The sequence below is a fragment of the Thermodesulfobacterium sp. genome, from assembly GCF_030445475.1.
In the GTDB taxonomy this organism is placed as follows: Bacteria; Desulfobacterota; Thermodesulfobacteria; order Thermodesulfobacteriales; family Thermodesulfobacteriaceae; genus Thermodesulfobacterium; species Thermodesulfobacterium commune.
Map to the genome: position 1 here is coordinate 1 of NZ_JASUTP010000032.1, position 15,647 is coordinate 15,647.

General features: G+C 37.3%; 16 protein-coding genes. 4 read left to right on the forward strand and 12 right to left on the reverse strand.

Features of this window, described 5'->3' with window-relative positions:
- Positions 1-40 precede the first annotated feature (40 nt).
- From amrA to PWP26_RS07575, 11 genes are all read right to left on the reverse strand, one after another.
- Positions 41-598, reverse strand: coding sequence for an AmmeMemoRadiSam system protein A (amrA, locus tag PWP26_RS07525; protein WP_273011234.1), 558 nt, complete (start codon positions 596-598; stop codon positions 41-43).
- 4 nt (positions 599-602) lie between these two features.
- Positions 603-1,364 (reverse strand): DsbC family protein, encoded by a 762-nt coding sequence (locus tag PWP26_RS07530; protein ID WP_301399338.1) that lies wholly within the window; start codon positions 1,362-1,364, stop codon positions 603-605.
- A 21-nt stretch (positions 1,365-1,385) separates the two neighbouring features.
- Entirely contained in the window at positions 1,386-1,913 is a 528-nt protein-coding gene (locus PWP26_RS07535) for a nitroreductase (RefSeq protein WP_038549668.1), read from the reverse strand.
- Entirely contained in the window at positions 1,879-2,592 is a 714-nt protein-coding gene (locus PWP26_RS07540; protein WP_038062831.1) for a flavodoxin family protein, read from the reverse strand. The genes PWP26_RS07535 and PWP26_RS07540 overlap by 35 nt, the downstream gene beginning before the upstream one ends.
- Positions 2,589-3,497 carry a spermine synthase gene (locus PWP26_RS07545; RefSeq protein WP_038062828.1) on the reverse strand — a complete coding sequence of 303 codons (909 nt, stop codon included), beginning with the start codon at positions 3,495-3,497 and terminating at the stop codon, positions 2,589-2,591. Before PWP26_RS07545 ends, PWP26_RS07540 begins: the two co-directional genes overlap by 4 nt.
- Positions 3,498-3,580: 83 nt before the next feature.
- A complete protein-coding gene (locus PWP26_RS07550) occupies positions 3,581-4,498 on the reverse strand; it encodes a DnaJ domain-containing protein (RefSeq protein ID WP_038062825.1) in 918 nt (305 codons plus the stop codon).
- A gap of 104 nt (positions 4,499-4,602) precedes the next feature.
- Positions 4,603-5,154: a cytidine/deoxycytidylate deaminase family protein gene (locus tag PWP26_RS07555; protein WP_022855380.1), complete on the reverse strand. Its 552-nt coding sequence runs from the start codon at positions 5,152-5,154 to the stop codon at positions 4,603-4,605.
- Positions 5,155-5,160: 6 nt separating this feature from the next.
- Complete coding sequence (gene glyA / locus PWP26_RS07560; protein ID WP_038062823.1) at positions 5,161-6,399, reverse strand: serine hydroxymethyltransferase; 1,239 nt, start codon at positions 6,397-6,399, stop codon at positions 5,161-5,163.
- Positions 6,400-6,452: 53 nt separating this feature from the next.
- Positions 6,453-7,355: a glycosyltransferase family 2 protein gene (locus PWP26_RS07565; RefSeq protein WP_051754520.1), complete on the reverse strand. Its 903-nt coding sequence runs from the start codon at positions 7,353-7,355 to the stop codon at positions 6,453-6,455.
- 9 nt (positions 7,356-7,364) lie between these two features.
- Positions 7,365-8,477 (reverse strand): DegT/DnrJ/EryC1/StrS aminotransferase family protein, encoded by a 1,113-nt coding sequence (locus tag PWP26_RS07570; protein ID WP_301399339.1) that lies wholly within the window; start codon positions 8,475-8,477, stop codon positions 7,365-7,367.
- A 10-nt stretch (positions 8,478-8,487) separates the two neighbouring features.
- On the reverse strand, positions 8,488-9,558 hold the full coding sequence (locus PWP26_RS07575; protein ID WP_038062817.1) for a Gfo/Idh/MocA family protein: 1,071 nt from the start codon (positions 9,556-9,558) through the stop codon (positions 8,488-8,490).
- A gap of 69 nt (positions 9,559-9,627) precedes the next feature.
- Here PWP26_RS07575 and PWP26_RS07580 point away from each other — a divergent pair, with 69 nt between their 5' ends.
- Complete coding sequence (locus PWP26_RS07580) at positions 9,628-11,007, forward strand: glycosyltransferase family 39 protein (protein WP_038062814.1); 1,380 nt, start codon at positions 9,628-9,630, stop codon at positions 11,005-11,007.
- 1 nt (position 11,008) lies between these two features.
- On the opposite strand, the gene PWP26_RS07585 is transcribed toward PWP26_RS07580, so the two are convergent.
- The gene (locus tag PWP26_RS07585; protein WP_301399340.1) at positions 11,009-12,304 is read right to left on the reverse strand and encodes a replication-associated recombination protein A; all 1,296 of its coding nucleotides are present in this window, start codon (positions 12,302-12,304) and stop codon (positions 11,009-11,011) included.
- Between the two features lie 195 nt (positions 12,305-12,499).
- On the opposite strand from PWP26_RS07585, the gene rpsL reads away from it, so the two are divergent.
- The 3 genes from rpsL to fusA all read left to right on the forward strand — a co-directional run bounded on the left by rpsL (position 12,500) and on the right by fusA (position 15,544).
- Positions 12,500-12,871 (forward strand): 30S ribosomal protein S12, encoded by a 372-nt coding sequence (gene rpsL, locus PWP26_RS07590; protein ID WP_028841769.1) that lies wholly within the window; start codon positions 12,500-12,502, stop codon positions 12,869-12,871.
- A gap of 20 nt (positions 12,872-12,891) precedes the next feature.
- Entirely contained in the window at positions 12,892-13,365 is a 474-nt protein-coding gene (rpsG, locus tag PWP26_RS07595) for a 30S ribosomal protein S7 (RefSeq protein ID WP_038062805.1), read from the forward strand.
- Positions 13,366-13,459: 94 nt separating this feature from the next.
- On the forward strand, positions 13,460-15,544 hold the full coding sequence (gene fusA / locus PWP26_RS07600; protein ID WP_038062802.1) for an elongation factor G: 2,085 nt from the start codon (positions 13,460-13,462) through the stop codon (positions 15,542-15,544).
- Positions 15,545-15,647: the final 103 nt, after the last annotated feature.

The following is a 15,647-nucleotide window of genomic DNA, read 5'->3' on the forward strand; positions in this document are numbered from 1 at the left end:
CCAGTTGATAAGCCTCTTTAGAGGAGACAGAAAGGCTTGATTAGTTTTTAAAAAATTCGCTTTCTTTAAAAACCTCTGCCGTAAAAAGATAGATTTCTACGTCTTCTTCCTTATAACAGTTAGGATGAAGGCCAGCTTTAAGACAGAGGTGTTCTAAAAAGGTCTTTTTGTCCCAACCATACTCTACAGGTACTTGAGGAAGGAGTACGCCTCGATAAAAGCCTTTGATTAAATATACCCCGTGTTTCCCTACCTCTATCTCTTCTATAGTTCCTTTTTTAAGAGGAGATAGAACTGAAATTTCTATTTCTGTAAGAGAAAGCTCCTCCTTTGTAAGGGGTGGAAACCTTGGGTCTTTAAAGGCTGCAGAGATAGCCATTTCTTGGATTACTTGATAGAGAGGGTATAAAGGTTCGATAATCCCGATACACCCTCTCAGATTGCCTTCCTTAAGCAAGGTCACAAAAGCCCCTCTCTTTTGTTTAAGAGAGGGGTATTTGTCTGGAGGGTTAATTAGTTCATAAGTTCCTTTAAAATAGTCTTCTAAGGTTTTTCTTGCCAGTTTTAAGCAAAAAAGTTTTTCTTGAACGGTTAACATATTTTTATCGCAAGTTAAACTTGTTGAGAATAAACTCCGGACCTACCCAACCTATTACAACTTCTCCGTCTGGGAAGATAAAAGCAGGGGTCCCGGTTACTCCTATTTTGTTAAACATAAAATCTATGTTTTTTTCTATTTTTTCTTTTCCTGAAGCACAAAGGTTAGCCCCTTTATATCCTTGGATAAGGTCTTGAAAACCTTTTTTATCACAGATAAGAGATATAGATTTATTTTTGGCCTCGGGATGTAAAGACTCTAAGGGTAAAAGTATGGTTTTGACCGTTATCTTCCCCTCTTTAGCCAGGTTTTCTAACACAGGTTCAGCACGTTTACAGACAGGACAGTCAGGGTCAGTAATAAAGTATACTACGTTAGGAGAGTTGCCATAGGTAAGGTCAACAAGCTTTTCTACCTCGGACAGCGTGTTTTTATCAAGCACTTTTTTGTTTAATTTTTCCATCTCTTCTCTCATGATATCTTTTTTTTGTGCTATGTCAATGATGTTCCCACTTATGATGTAATTTCCTTTTGCGTCAGTATAAAACAGAGCTTTATTAAACTCCGATATTTTAATCACTACTTTACATAACCCTGGAATCGGTGATTTTTCGATTTTTTCTATTTGAATTCCAGGCTGAAGGTTATCTAATTTTTTTTGGAATTCTTTTACTGTAGGACAACCGCCTGAACCTCCTAATCCTTTACTACATCCTACTAAAATAAAACTCAAGCTTAACATCAAGGGAACGAATTTTTTGGTCATGAGAACCCCCTGCTTAGTCTTTTAAATCTCTTTGATGATAAAGTTTTCTAAAGGTTGTCTGGAGGTCCTTTTACTTTGATCATCTGGATATCCTAAAGCGATAAAAGCTGCAAGTTCGTATTTCTCCTTAGGTAAGGAGAGGACCTCTTTTACTTTTTCTTCGTTTTTTAAGATTTCACCTAACCAACAGGCCCCAAGACCAGAGGCATGAGCTGCAAGCAGGATGTTTTGGATACAAGCCCCTGCAGATTGATGGTCTTTTATCTGGTGGTACATCCTGTCTTTATCTAAAAACACGCCAATTAAAACCGGAGCCTTTTTGATGATTTCATGATATCTGGTTAAGGCTGCCAGCTTTTGTTTAATTTCTTCAGACCAGACTATTACAAACCTCCAAGGTTGGTTATTTAACCCAGAAGGAGCCCATATACCTGCTTCTAACAGCTTATAAATTAATTTCTTGTCAGGTTTTTGGTCTAAATACTTTCTTATACTTCTTCTATCAAAAATAGCCTTAAATACTGCTTCTTTTAGCTTGTCTTTTTCCATAGCCTTCCTTTCCTGTGTTTATAAAATTTAAACTTACGATAACTTCCTTTCTGATGTTTTCAAGAAGATCTTTGTTATAAACAAAGGTTAAATCTGTAGGGATCCCTTTAAGTCTTGCTATAGTTCTTGTGGTTAAGATACCGATGTTTATCGCATCCATCAAGGCTTTATCATCATAAATAGCTCTGTCTGCCTTATGTGAGTAAGCAATACCCCAGGGGGGAATGATAGCCCCCATTGAGGTCATGGTAGTAATGATATAACCTCCTGTCCAGGCTCCCCCTTCGTCTGCCCCTACAGCTATAGCACCTACTACTTTTCCTTCGAGATAACTTGGTTCTCCGTAGGAGACCATGTTTTCAAGACAAGTCATGCGGTCTATCAGGTTTTTTAACTGCCCAGAAGGTGCAAACCAATAAATCGGGGTAGAAAAGATAATACCGTCTGCTTCATAGATTTTTTCTAAAATGATTTTTCCATAGTCTTCAAATATGCAAGGAAACTTACAGTTAGGCTCTTCGTCATGGATACATCCTATACAAGGTTTTATTTCTCCGTCGTAAACACTGACCAGCTCAGTTTTAGCTCCTTCTCTTTCTGCCCCTTTTAAGGCAGCAAGTAAAAGCTGAGCAGACCCACCGTTTTTGTGAGGCGAACCTAACACCCCTAAGACCTTCATACCGCTAAGGCCTCCCTCCAAAATTTAGGAAGACCAAAGGCTGAACGATGTATTTCATGAGAATAAAAGTATACATTTGGTAATTCTTTCCATTTTGGAATTTCTGGGTTAGGATAAGGGCATCTCATGATAAAAGCATTATCACTACCAAAGGATGGTACATTGCTTCTATAGCAAAACACCTCTTTTGCAGGATAAACGTTTATGAAGGTTTTATAAGTTTCTGTAAAAATGTTTTTCATCGTAAACGGAGTCCCACATTGTTGTACAACAACTCCTTTAGGACAAAGCTCATAAAGCATCTGATGAAATTTTACTCCAAACAGGGCATGAGAAAGCTCCTGCGTAATACCTGTGTCACTTATATCAGGGTCTGTAGAATCTATGATTACCAAATCAAAGGCCTTCCCCTCATCTAAATATTTTTGCACCATAACAAAAGCATCTTCTACTATCAGTTTAAGCCTTGGGTCCTTTGGATCTTCAGGTAAAAGCTCAGGGAAGTATTCTTCTACTAACTTAGGTATTTTAGGGTCTATGTCTACGATAACCACTTCTTCTATCTCTGGATATTTCAAAAGTTCTCTTGCTGCCCCGTAGTCTCCTCCACCACAAATTAAAACTTTCTTAATACTACCTTCAGGGGTGGATTGAACAGGGATATGTACCAAAGATTCATGGTAGATAAACTCGTCTCTTGAAGTAAACTGAAGGTTGTTGTTAATAAAAAGCATCCTACCCCAAAACTTGTTTTCTAAAATAAAAATATTTTGCATCCCTGATTCAGCATAAATAATAGTTCCTAAATAAGAATAAAGATAATCTATGTTTACAAATTCTCCAAAAAGTACCCTTACGCCTTTGGTTTCAGTGGGAAGGGCTTTACTCATAATATCTTTGACCATAGGAAACCCCTTTTAAGGATGTTTTAGAGAAGTTAATGGCTAATCCAAATTTTAAAACTTTTAAAAGGTTTGTCAACAAAGAATTAAAGCCCTAAGGTTTTTAGTTTTTCTATTAATTTTTTTTGCTCTTCAGTAAGAGCTTTTGGTATTTTAGGAACTAAAACCACATAAAGATCCCCTCGTTTTTCTCCAGTGATGGGGAGGCCTAACCCTTTGAGTCTTAGTTTAGCTCCAGGTTTGGTTAAAGGTGGAACTTTGGCTTTAACCTTTCTTCCTTCAGGGGTTTGGATTTCTACCTCATCGCCCAAGAAAAAACTGCTCACAGGAAGTTCTTTTTCTATGATAAGGTTACTGTCTTCAACCTTATAGCCTGAAGAAGGTATTATTTTTACTCTAAAAAGATATTCCTTTGTGGTTTTCCCTGATTTCTTTTTTACCCTAAGGATTTGTCCATCTTTTACATTTTGAGGTATTTTGATCTTTATGGTTTCATAAGTTCCTGGAAGAATAACTTCTTTTTCCCCACCTTTTATAATCTCATCGGTAGTAAGAGGAAGGTCTAATTGTATGGTTTCATAAACCTCGCCAAATGGGCTAAAGTCTTCTTCTCCTCCAAAGTGGGTTCCAAAGAGGTTGCTAAAAATGTCCCCTAAGTCAAAAATAAATGTTCTACCTCCCCTCTTGTTTTTCTTAAAAAATCCGCCTAAGTCAATTCCTATATCTCTAAAGATGGTCTCGAAATCGAAATCTCTAAAGATGTCTTCTTGCGTATATCTTCTCTGGAATTCTGTTGACCCATAAAGGTCATAAAGCTTTCTTTTTTCAGGGTCTGACAAAACTGCATAGGCTTCGTTTATTTCTTTAAACTTTTCCTCTGCTTCTTTGTTGCCTTTGTTTCTGTCAGGATGATATTTCATGGCCAGTTTACGATAGGCCTTTTTAATCTCTTCTTGCGTAGCATTTCTTGGAACTCCAAGGATCTCATAATAATCCTTAGACATAAACTTACCCTCCGGTTTCCTTTTTATACAAAAAGTTCTTTTTATACAAAAAAATAAGACTTTTTAAGGCAAAAATCAACAGAAAGAGTTGAAAAAGTAAAGCTTTATTCTGTAGGAGGGAGTCTTCTTTGAGAGGTAGGGTAGGGTAGGATGGTTGAAAGAGCTTTCATAGTTTCTTCGGATACCACAATTTGTTTAAAAACTTTGATCCCTGCTTCCTTTATAGCCTCTTTCCAAAAAAGGTCCCTTTCAAAATCTCTGCTTTCGTAGTCATATTCATAGTAGACTTCTTTGATTCCAGCAGAGGCGATTAATTTTAGACAAACATAACAAGGAGCAAGCGTACAGTAAAGACTGGCTCCTTCTACTGGAATTCCAAATCTTGCGGCCTGAGCGATCGCGTTAGCCTCAGCATGAGTAGCCCTACAGAAATTATATTTATCTATGTCTGGAATCCCCTTTTCTCTTCTAAAACAATAGGTAGGTCCTTTATCTGTACAATGCCAAGCCCCAGGCATGGGGCCGTTGTATCCGGTAGCTAAAATTCTTTTGTCTTTTACTATCACCGCGCCTGTAGGTCTGGAATTACATCCGGACCTTAGTGCAACCATCTTTGCTATAAGCATAAAATATTCATGCCAGCTTGGACGTTCCATAAGATCTTACCTCTTGTAAAAAGGGAACCTTTCGCAAATCTCTCTTATTTTTTGCCTTATCTCTTTACGCAATCCTTTTTTATCTGGATTTTTCAAAACAGCACACATGTAGTGAGCCACCTCTTCTACTTCTTTTTCCTTTAATCCTCTGGTAGTAATCGCTGGGGTTCCTATCCTGATCCCGCTGGTAATCCTTGGAGGACGTGGGTCAAAAGGTATAGCATTTTTGTTGACCGTAATACCTGCCTCTTCTAAAAGTTTTTCAGCCTCTGCACCGGTAAGGCCGTTTACCGAAACATCTACCAAAATCAAATGATTATCTGTACCACCAGTAACAATCCTAAAACCTTCAGCTTTAAACACTTCCGCTATAGTTTTAGCGTTTTTAACCACTTGTTGTTGGTAGGATTTAAACTCAGGCTCTAAGGCCTGTTTAAAACAAACAGCTTTAGCAGCTATTACGTTCATGTGAGGACCACCTTGTATACCTGGAAAAACCGTTTTATCTATGATTTTTGCAAACTTTTCTTTACAAAGAATAAATCCACCTCTTGGTCCTCTTAAGGTTTTATGGGTGGTTGAGGTCACAAAATCAGCATAAGGAAGGGGCGAAGGGTGGATACCTGCGGCTACTAAACCCGCGATATGCGCCATGTCTACCATCAAGAAAGCCCCTACTTCCTGGGCTATCTGATAGAAAGCTTCAAAGTCTATGGTTCTGGGATAAGCACTAGCTCCTGCCACTATGAGTTTAGGCCTATGTTCAAGGGCTAACCTTCTTACCTCTTCGTAGTCGATGGTTTCAGTTTCCCTTGATACACCATAATGAACGATTTTGTAAAGTTTCCCAGAAAAATTAACAGCAGCTCCGTGAGAAAGATGGCCTCCATGTGAGAGGTTCATCGAAAGTATGGTATCTCCAGGGTTTAATACAGCAAAATATACAGCCATGTTAGCCTGAGTACCAGAATGGGGTTGTACGTTAGCATGCTCAGCCCCAAAAAGCATCTTTACTCTCTCTATGGCAAGTTTTTCCACCTCATCTACATAAGTACACCCTCCGTAATAACGAGCCTCTGGATATCCCTCAGCATATTTGTTCATCAAATAAGAACCTTCTGCCTCCATGATAGCTTCATGGGCTAAGTTTTCAGAAGCTATCATCTCAAGCTGATATTCTTGTCTGTCTCTTTCTTTTTGTATTAATTCCCAGATATCTGGGTCTACTGTTTTTAAAAATGACATTGCCTTAACCCTCCCTAAAAATTTCTCTTAGATAAGTCAATTTTACCAGGTTTTTAAATTTCTTCTACTTGAAAAACACCTTCTTTTTGAGCCTGGTTAAATCGAGCTAAGTTTTTCCAGATTAAATAAGAAATAGAGGTATAGCCTAAGTTAAAAAATTCTAAGACCCAAAATTTAGGAGAAACCTTTATAGCTAAAAACAATAGTATTATCCCTACACCTATCGAGACCCAAAAGTTAATTTTAAAAAATTTTTCATAAAAACATGCATTTCTAAGCACAAAGGGGATGGTAAGAAGTTCTCTTACTACCTCAAAGGTTCGTTTTAAGTTATAATGGGATTTTCCATATATCCTTGGACGGTCAATTATAGGTATCTCACATACTTCTTCGTTTTTAATCCCAAAGAGAGCTGGTAAAAACCTGTGAAAACCATGGGGTATTTGATATTTTTTGGGTATAGGTGAAAGATAGGCCTTTAACGAGCATCCATTATCCCGTACTTTTAACCCTGTAAAAATACTAATTAACCAATTGGCTATTTTTGACGGAAGAACTCTTATCCAAAAATTTTCCTTTCTTTTTAACCTGAAACCAGTGACTACCTTATAACCTGTTTCTATCTTCTCTATTAGATCTACGATATACTTAGGGTCGTTTTGTCCGTCTCCGTCCATAGAAACGATAATATCTCCGGTAGCTTTTTGAAAGCCTGCAGTGAGACCCGCTGCTTCTCCACGGTTGCGATCCATGTTCAGTATTCTTAAAAAAGGATCTTTTTTTTTTAATTCTTTAAGGATTTCTAAAGTCCTGTCTGTGCTCCCGTCGTTTACAAAGATGATTTCGTATTGATACCCTTTAGCTTTAAGGGTTTCAAGAACAGTTTTAGCTTCTTGATAAACTATAGGAACGTTTCCTTCCTCGTTATGCACAGGTATAACAAGCGAAATCTTCATAAGCTATCCTTATTTCTGGAAAAATTCCCTTATACAGCTTATAACATAGTCTATTTCTTCATCAGTTAACTCAGGATACATAGGAATAGCAAGTGATTCTTTGGCTAGTCTTTCTGCTACAGGAAGGCTAAAAGATTTCTGATAGGTGATTTGATAACTTTTATGTAAGTGTAAAGGAATAGGATAATAATACCCTGTTCCTACACCTTTTTCTTTTAAAAAAGAGACTAACTCATCTCTAAAAGGAGTTCTTATTACATACCTATGATAAACACTTTGTCTGTGTTCGGGGTCAAGGGGAGGTAAAATAAGGTTTTTAAGGTCAGAAAGCCCTTCGTGGTATTTTTTAGCTATCTCTCTTCTTTTCTCATTTTTTTTGTCTAAAGTTTTAAGTCTTGCATTAAGAATGACAGCCTGAAGTTCATCAAGTCTTGAGTTAAATCCAAAAAAATGAGAATGGTTTTTTTCTACCTGTCCATGCACCCTTAGAAACTTAAGTTTAAAAGCTAATTCATCATCGTTGGTAACTACAGCTCCTCCATCTCCTATACAGTTAAGGTTTTTAACAGGACCACAGCTAAAACACCCTACTTTCCCAAAAGTTCCTACTTTTTTACCTTTATAGGTTGCCCCATGAGCATGAGAAGCATCCTCTATAAGGATAACTCCATATTTTTCACAAAAATCAAGTATTTCATCCATCTCTGCAGGATGTCCATACATATGAACCAGTATCAAGGCCTTGGTTTTAGGGGTTAATTTAAGATAAAGGTCATTTAAATCGGGACCAAAGGTCTTAGGGTCTACTTCTACTAATACAGGTGTGGCTCCTACCCAGTGAATAACCTCTAAGTCTGCGATAAACGCATTGGCTTGAAGTAAAACCTCATCCCCTTTTCCAATACCACAAGCTATAAGAGCCATAAGTAAGGCCGTGCTTCCGCAACTACACCCAAAGGCATATTTCACCCCTAAATATTCAGCCCAATTTTTCTCAAACTCCTGCAAATACTTTCCGTTTAAAATCTGCATAGAACTAAAAACTTCTTCCCACCCCTGGTATACTTCTTGTCTTATCTCTTCCCAAGATCTTTTTAAGTCTAAAAGAGGAATTTTTTTCATCTTAAACCCCTTATGGAAATTTTTTCCCTAATTTACAAGCTATAGGTTCAAAAGGGAATTTTATTTCTTTTCCTGTTTCTGCTGATTCATAAAGACCGATGATAGCTTCTAATGAAGGTATGGCCTCTTCTCCAACCACCAACCAAGGATCTTTTTCAGAATTGCTAAAATATTTTATCGCAGACTTTAAGTAGGTGAAATGAGACCATCCTAAGGGATGGTCAGGATTTTTTTCAAAACCTGAGACAAAATCTTCTATGTTTTCTACCCCATCGATGGCTAAATGGTCTAATCTGTTCATAGCAAAACCACCGATCACAGCTGAACCTTTTTCTGCCAACACTACCAATTCAGCCTTTAAGTCTTTAGGACGAGAACATGTGGTAGCCTCAATCGTACCTAAGGCCCCGTTCTTAAATTTTAATACACCAACTAAAAGGTCTTCTGCTTCTATATTTACCAAGTAGGTCCCCATTTTAGCAAAAACACTCTCTATAGGACCTCCTAAGTAATAAAGCATGTCTACAAAATGACATCCTTGCTGAGCCAAAGCTCCTCCATCAAAGGCCCAAGTTCCTCTCCAGGCAGCAGAGTCATAATATCTTTGGTCTCTACTCCAGTAAAATTTAGCAGAAAATAAAACAGGAGTTCCTAAAAGATTTTTAGATAAAGCTTCTTTTAGCTTTTGTACAGGAAGGTTAGCCCGATTTTGAAAAATGGTAACCAGTTTAAGCTGTTTCTTTTGAGCTAGATTAACCAAACGTTCGGCATCTTTAAGGGTAAGAGCCAGAGGTTTTTCTACCAAAAGATGTTTCCCAAATTTTTCAAGAATAATCTCTCCTACTTCAGCATGCATGCCGGAAGGAAGACAAAGGTCTACTACTTCTATGTTTTCTTTGCTAAGCATTTCTTGATAATCGGTATATGGTTTAGCAGAAAGAGACTCAGCAAATTTTTTGGCTCTCTCTGGTACTACATCAGAGACCGCAACCACCTCTACTTCTTCTTGCAAAGCTTGATAGATCTTTAGATGCCTTTCTGCTGCCTTCCCACAGCCTACAATAGCCAATTTAACTTTCATCTTTTTCCTCACTTTAAAATAAATAAACCTATACTAAAATATACCTAAAAATTTTCTTGTAAAGGCATTATGAACTTAAAAACTCAAGTTTTTCTGGTTTTATTTCTTACGACACTTTCTTTTTTGGTCTTTTCCTTTTTTCAACCTCCTTCATCGTATCAAGAGTTAAGAAGAGCCATTTTAGTCAAAGAAACCGTAAAAGATTTTAAAATTTTTCAAACCTATAACGGAGAACCTTATTTTACAAAACCTCCGCTCTATACATGGATAGCTTCAGTTTGGAGTAAACCCTTTTCTTCTAACCCGGATAACCTGATTTTTGGTTTGAGATGTTTTTCGGTGGTTTGTTATATAATCTTATTTTTGCTATTTATAAAGTTCTTTAATAAAGATTGGCAGTCTGCCTTTTTTTCTTTAATCATGCTTTTAGCTAATCTGCGTTTTCTTTCTTTTTTCAACAGGGTAGATATAGAACCTTTGTTTGTTTTATTCTCTTTTTTGATGTTTTATTTTTCCTACCTTTATTTATTTGTGGCCCCTAAAAGGATTTATCAATATCTTTTTTATGTGTTTCTAACGGCAGGTGTTTTAACCAGAGGTCCTTTAAACTTTTTTTATCTTCCAGGGCTTCTTGTTTATGGTTTGTTAACCAAAGATAAAAAGGTTTTCAAACTTTTGTTAAATCCCTTGGGCTGGTTAATACTACTCATTCCTTCTTTAGGTTGGTATAGTTATGGATATGTAGCTTTTGGAAAAGAAATATTTAAAGAGTTTTTAGATACTGACGTTAAAACTCGTCTGCTTGATCAAGCTAGAGATCCTTGGTATTATTACTTTAAGCATCTCTTTCTTAATTTTTGGTTTTGTTTTATCTTCCTTTTCTATCTAATTTGGAAACAAAAAGCCTACCATAAAGAAAAAGCAAAGGAAATTTGGTACAAGCTTATACAAAACAAGGAAGTTTTTTTCTTGTCGACCGTGGCCATAATCCCTGTATTTTTGTTAAGTTTTACCGGGAAAAAGTTTGATAAATATCTCCTTTGGGTCTATCCTTTCTGGGCTATAATTTTCTCTAAAATTTTCGTTGAAAACTTCTCCATGTCTTTTCTTTTGGGTTTAAAAAAGTTTTTGTTAGGTTTAGTTTTGATAAACTTGATCTTTCTTGGAACGATAGCCTTCTACAATTCAAACCAGATTTCATATCAACTGCACGTCATCAAAAAAGAAATCATTCAAGGTAGGTTAGCCTTTTGGCAAAAGGAAAATCCTGTTATCATCTTTTATGCCTCATCTCCGGTTAAAGTTTTAACCACTGAAGAAGACCTATCAAACCTTTTAAACCAAGGATACAATATAATTTCTGAAGAAAAGATCCCTCAAGGGATATTGAAGAAAAACTTTGTAGACCCTTATAAGCACACGGTTTGGTATGTTTTTTCTCAAAATTAAGTTATTTATCGTAGATTTTAAACCCTTTCCAAAGGATTTTTAAGCGTTCCTTAATTTTCTTTTCAATTCCTCGGTCTGAAGGGAAGTAAAACTGTTTGTGCTTTATGTCCTCTGGTAAGTAAGATTGAAAAACAAAACCCTCTTTATAGTCATGGGCATATTTATAGTCTTTTCCATAACCTAAGTTTTTAAGGAGACGGGTAACAGGATTTCTTAGATGTAGAGGGACAGGTAGTTCCTTAGATCTGTCTATCTCTTCATAGCAATCATTTAAGGCGCGATAGACAGAGTTGCTTTTCGGAGCACTGGCCACATATATGGCTGCCTCTGCCAAAGCCAACTCCCCTTCAGGTTGGCCTAAAAACTCAAAGGCCTCTTTTGCCGCAACCGCTACCACCAAGGCCATAGGGTCGGCAAGCCCTACATCCTCAGCCGCACAAATTATAATCCTTCTTGCTATATAAAGAGGGTCTTCTCCAGATTTGAGCATCCTTGCAAGCCAATAAACAGTAGCATCTGGGTCGCTTCCGCGCATACTTTTATGAAATGCAGATATCAGATTATAATGTTCTTCTCCTGCTTTATCGTATTTTATAGGTTTAAAAAGAAGTTCTTCTTTTAAATCTTTTAGAGATAAAACCTTTTTCCCATAAGCCTTAGTTAGTTCTAATGATAACTCAAGTAAATTTAAGGCTGATCTTGCGTCTTCACCGCTTGCCTCAGCAATTTTTTCTAACACCTCAGGTTCTACGATTAATTCTTCTTTAGTCTCAGAAAGAACCCGCTCTAACCCTCTTTTAAGTATTAAAAGAATTTCGTCCTTAGAAAGAGGATTTAAAATAAAGGTTTTTACTCTGGAAAGAAGAGGAGGTATTAACTCAAACGATGGATTTTCAGTAGTTGCCCCTATGAGGAAGATGTCCCCCTTTTCTAGATAAGGCAAAAGAAAAGACTGTTGGGTTTTGTTAAACCTATGGATTTCGTCTATAAAAAGCAGGGTAGGTTTGTTTAGCCCTTTGAGCTGTTTAGCCTTAGATATGATGTCTTTTAGGTCTTTAACTGTAGTATCTACAGCGCTTACTACTATAAATTCTGCTTTCAAAGTTTGACCTACCAGAAAGGCCAAAGAGGTTTTGCCTACCCCGGGAGGTCCCCAAAGAATAAAAGAAAAAGGTTTACCCTGAGAGATTAAAATTTTTAATAAACCTTTTTCTCCTACCAGATGGGATTGACCTACAAAATCTTCCCAACTTTTTGGTTTTAATTTTTCTGCAAGAGGTGTATAATCAAAACCCATAAAACAATATTAAAATATTTTTTACTTTTTTCAAAAGACCTTAACAAATTTTTAAAAGATGATATAATAGTAAATCACCACTTGTTAAAGTTGTTTTTTTAGGCTTTTGTTTTTTAAGCCTCTTGACAAGAAGAGAAAAAGGGAGTATATAAAGGGCTTGTCATTTTAAATTTTAAAAGGTTGCAGAGGGAGGATATGCCTACAATCAACCAGTTAGTTAGATTAGGTAGAGAAAAAAAGGTTAAAAGGTCAAAGTCTCCTGCCTTGCAAGGATGCCCTCAAAAAAGAGGGGTTTGCGTTAGGGTTTATACAGTAACTCCTAAAAAACCAAACTCAGCTTTGAGAAAGGTGGCAAGGGTTCGTTTGACCAATGGAATTGAGGTTACTGCTTATATTCCAGGTATAGGCCATAACCTTCAAGAGCACTCTGTGGTTCTTGTGAGAGGCGGACGTGTAAGAGACTTGCCTGGTGTTAGGTATAAGATTATAAGAGGTGCTTTGGATGCGGCTGGGGTTCAGAACAGGAAAAAATCTCGTTCTAAATATGGAACTCCAAGGCCTAAATAAAGTGAAAGAGGAGATTTGGTATGCCACGCAAAGGACCAGTGCCTAAAAGAGAGATTCCTCCAGATCCTAAGTATGGAAGTGTTTTGGTGGCTAAGTTTATAAATAATTTAATGAAAGATGGTAAAAAAAATGTAGCAAGAAAGATCTTTTATGAGGCTTTAGAAAGGTTGAGAGAAAAATCTGGTGGAGAAGATCCTTTAAAAATATTTGAAAAAGCTGTAGAGAATGTTAAACCTCTTATAGAAACCCGTAGTCGTAGGGTTGGGGGTGCTAACTATCAAGTTCCAGTAGAGGTGAGGCCAGAAAGACAGATTTCTTTGGCTATTAAATGGATAATCAATGCTGCGCGTGCTCGTAGTGAAAAGACCATGGTAGAAAGGTTGGCTAACGAGCTTTGGGACGCTTATAACGAAAGAGGAGCAGCCATTAAGAAAAGAGACGATACTCATCGTATGGCTGAGTCTAATAGGGTTTTTGCACATTATCGTTGGTAAATAGCTTTTCTGGTAATTTTTGATAGCCAATTTTAAGGTGAGTTATTTTATTTTTTTTTGAAAAATTTGAAAAATAAGATATAGGGTGAGGGAAATGACGCCTGAAGAGTTGAAAATATTGAAAACAACCAGAAATATAGGATTTGTAGCTCATATAGATGCTGGTAAAACTACCACTACTGAAAGAGTGCTTTATTACACTGGTAAGACCTACAAGATAGGTGAGGTTCATGAAGGAACCGCTACGATGGACTTTATGATCCAGGAACAGGAGAGGGGCATTACTATTACTTCTGCTTGTACTACCACTTTCTGGAGAGGTCATAGGATAAACATTATTGATACTCCTGGGCACGTAGATTTTACTATAGAGGTTGAAAGAAGTTTAAGAGTTCTTGACGGTGCGGTGGTTATTTTTTGTGCTGTAGGTGGGGTTCAACCTCAGTCTGAAACTGTTTGGAGGCAGGCAAACAAATATAAAGTTCCTCGGATAGCATTTATAAATAAGATGGACAGGCTTGGTGCTAATTTTGAAGGTGTGATCGAACAGATTAAACAAAAGCTTGGGGCTAACCCTCTTCCTTTGCAAATACCTATTGGTGCTGAAGATAGTTTTGTAGGTGTGGTTGATTTGATAGAGATGAAAGCTATTATTTGGGAAGAGGAAACTTTGGGAGCAAAATATCATTATGAGGAAATTCCGTCCTCTTTAAAGGATAAGGCTGAGGAATACAGGATTAAAATGCTTGAAGCTTTAGCTGATATAAACGATGAAATCATGGAAAAATACTTGGAAGGTAAGGAGATTAGTGCAGAGGAGATTAGAAAGGCAGTAAGAGAGGCTACTATCAATTTTAAAGCTGTCCCAGTTTTGTGTGGCTCAGCTTTTAAAAATAAAGGGATTCAGCCTCTTCTTGATGCTATTATAGATTATTTACCATCTCCTATAGATATCCCTTCTGTAAAGGGTGTTAATCCAAATACCGGCGAGGTTGAGGAAAGGCCTACAGACCCTGATGCACCTCTTTCTGCTTTAGCTTTTAAGATTATGACAGATCCTTATATAGGGACTCTTACCTTTCTTAGGATTTATTCAGGGAGACTTGAGAGTGGTATGTCTGTTTATAATTCTACTAAACGAAAAAAGGAAAGAATAGGGCGTTTAGTAAGAATGCATGCTAACCAGAGAGAAGAAATCTCTGGGGCGTTTGCAGGAGATATTGTAGCTGCAATAGGATTAAGGGTTACCACTACAGGTGATACTTTATGTGATGAAGTTCATCCTATAGAGCTTGAGAAATTAGAAATTCCTGAACCAGTTATTTCGGTAGCTGTAGAGCCTAAGACCAAGGCTGACCAAGAAAAGCTTTCCATTGCTCTTCAGAAACTTGCCATAGAAGATCCTTCCTTTAGGGTTACGGTTAACCATGAGACAGGACAAACTCTTATCTGGGGTATGGGAGAGCTTCATTTAGAGATTATCGTAGATAGATTGATCAGAGAATTTAAGGTAGGGGTTAACGTTGGAAGGCCAGAGGTAGCTTATAAAGAAACCATAACTGCTGTCTCGGAGGCAGAAGGCAAATATATAAGGCAAACTGGTGGTAGGGGTCAATATGGACATGTTAAGCTTATAGTTGAACCAAACCCTGGTAAAGGTTTTGAGTTTGTTTCTGAGATAGTTGGTGGTGTTATCCCTAAGGAATTTATACCTGCGGTAGAAAGAGGTGTAAGAGAGGCTACAAACGAAGGGGTTTTGGCAGGTTATCCAGTAATAGATGTTAAAGTAAGGCTGGTTGATGGAAGTTATCATGAGGTAGACTCTTCAGACCTTGCTTTTGCTATAGCTGGTTCTATGGCATTTAAGGAAGCCTGTAAAAAGGCAAATCCGGTGTTACTTGAGCCTATCATGAAAGTTGAAATATCTGTTCCTGAAGAGTACTTGGGAGAGGTTTTGGGAGATATTTCTTCCCGGAGAGGAAGGGTTGAAGGGATGGATTTAAGAGGAAATGTTCGTATAATTAACGCCTTTGTGCCGTTGGGAGAAATGTTTGGTTATGCAACTACTTTAAGGTCTTTAACTCAAGGTAGAGGGACCTTTATTATGCAATTTTCTCATTATGAGAAGGTTCCAGGGAATTTAGCAGAACAGATTATCAAGAAAGCAAAAGGAAGTTAGAAATTTTTAGGATAGGAGGAAGGGAAGATGGCTAAGCAAAAGTTTGAGAGGAAGAAGCCGCATTTAAACGTGGGGACGATTGGGCACATAGACCATGGTAAGA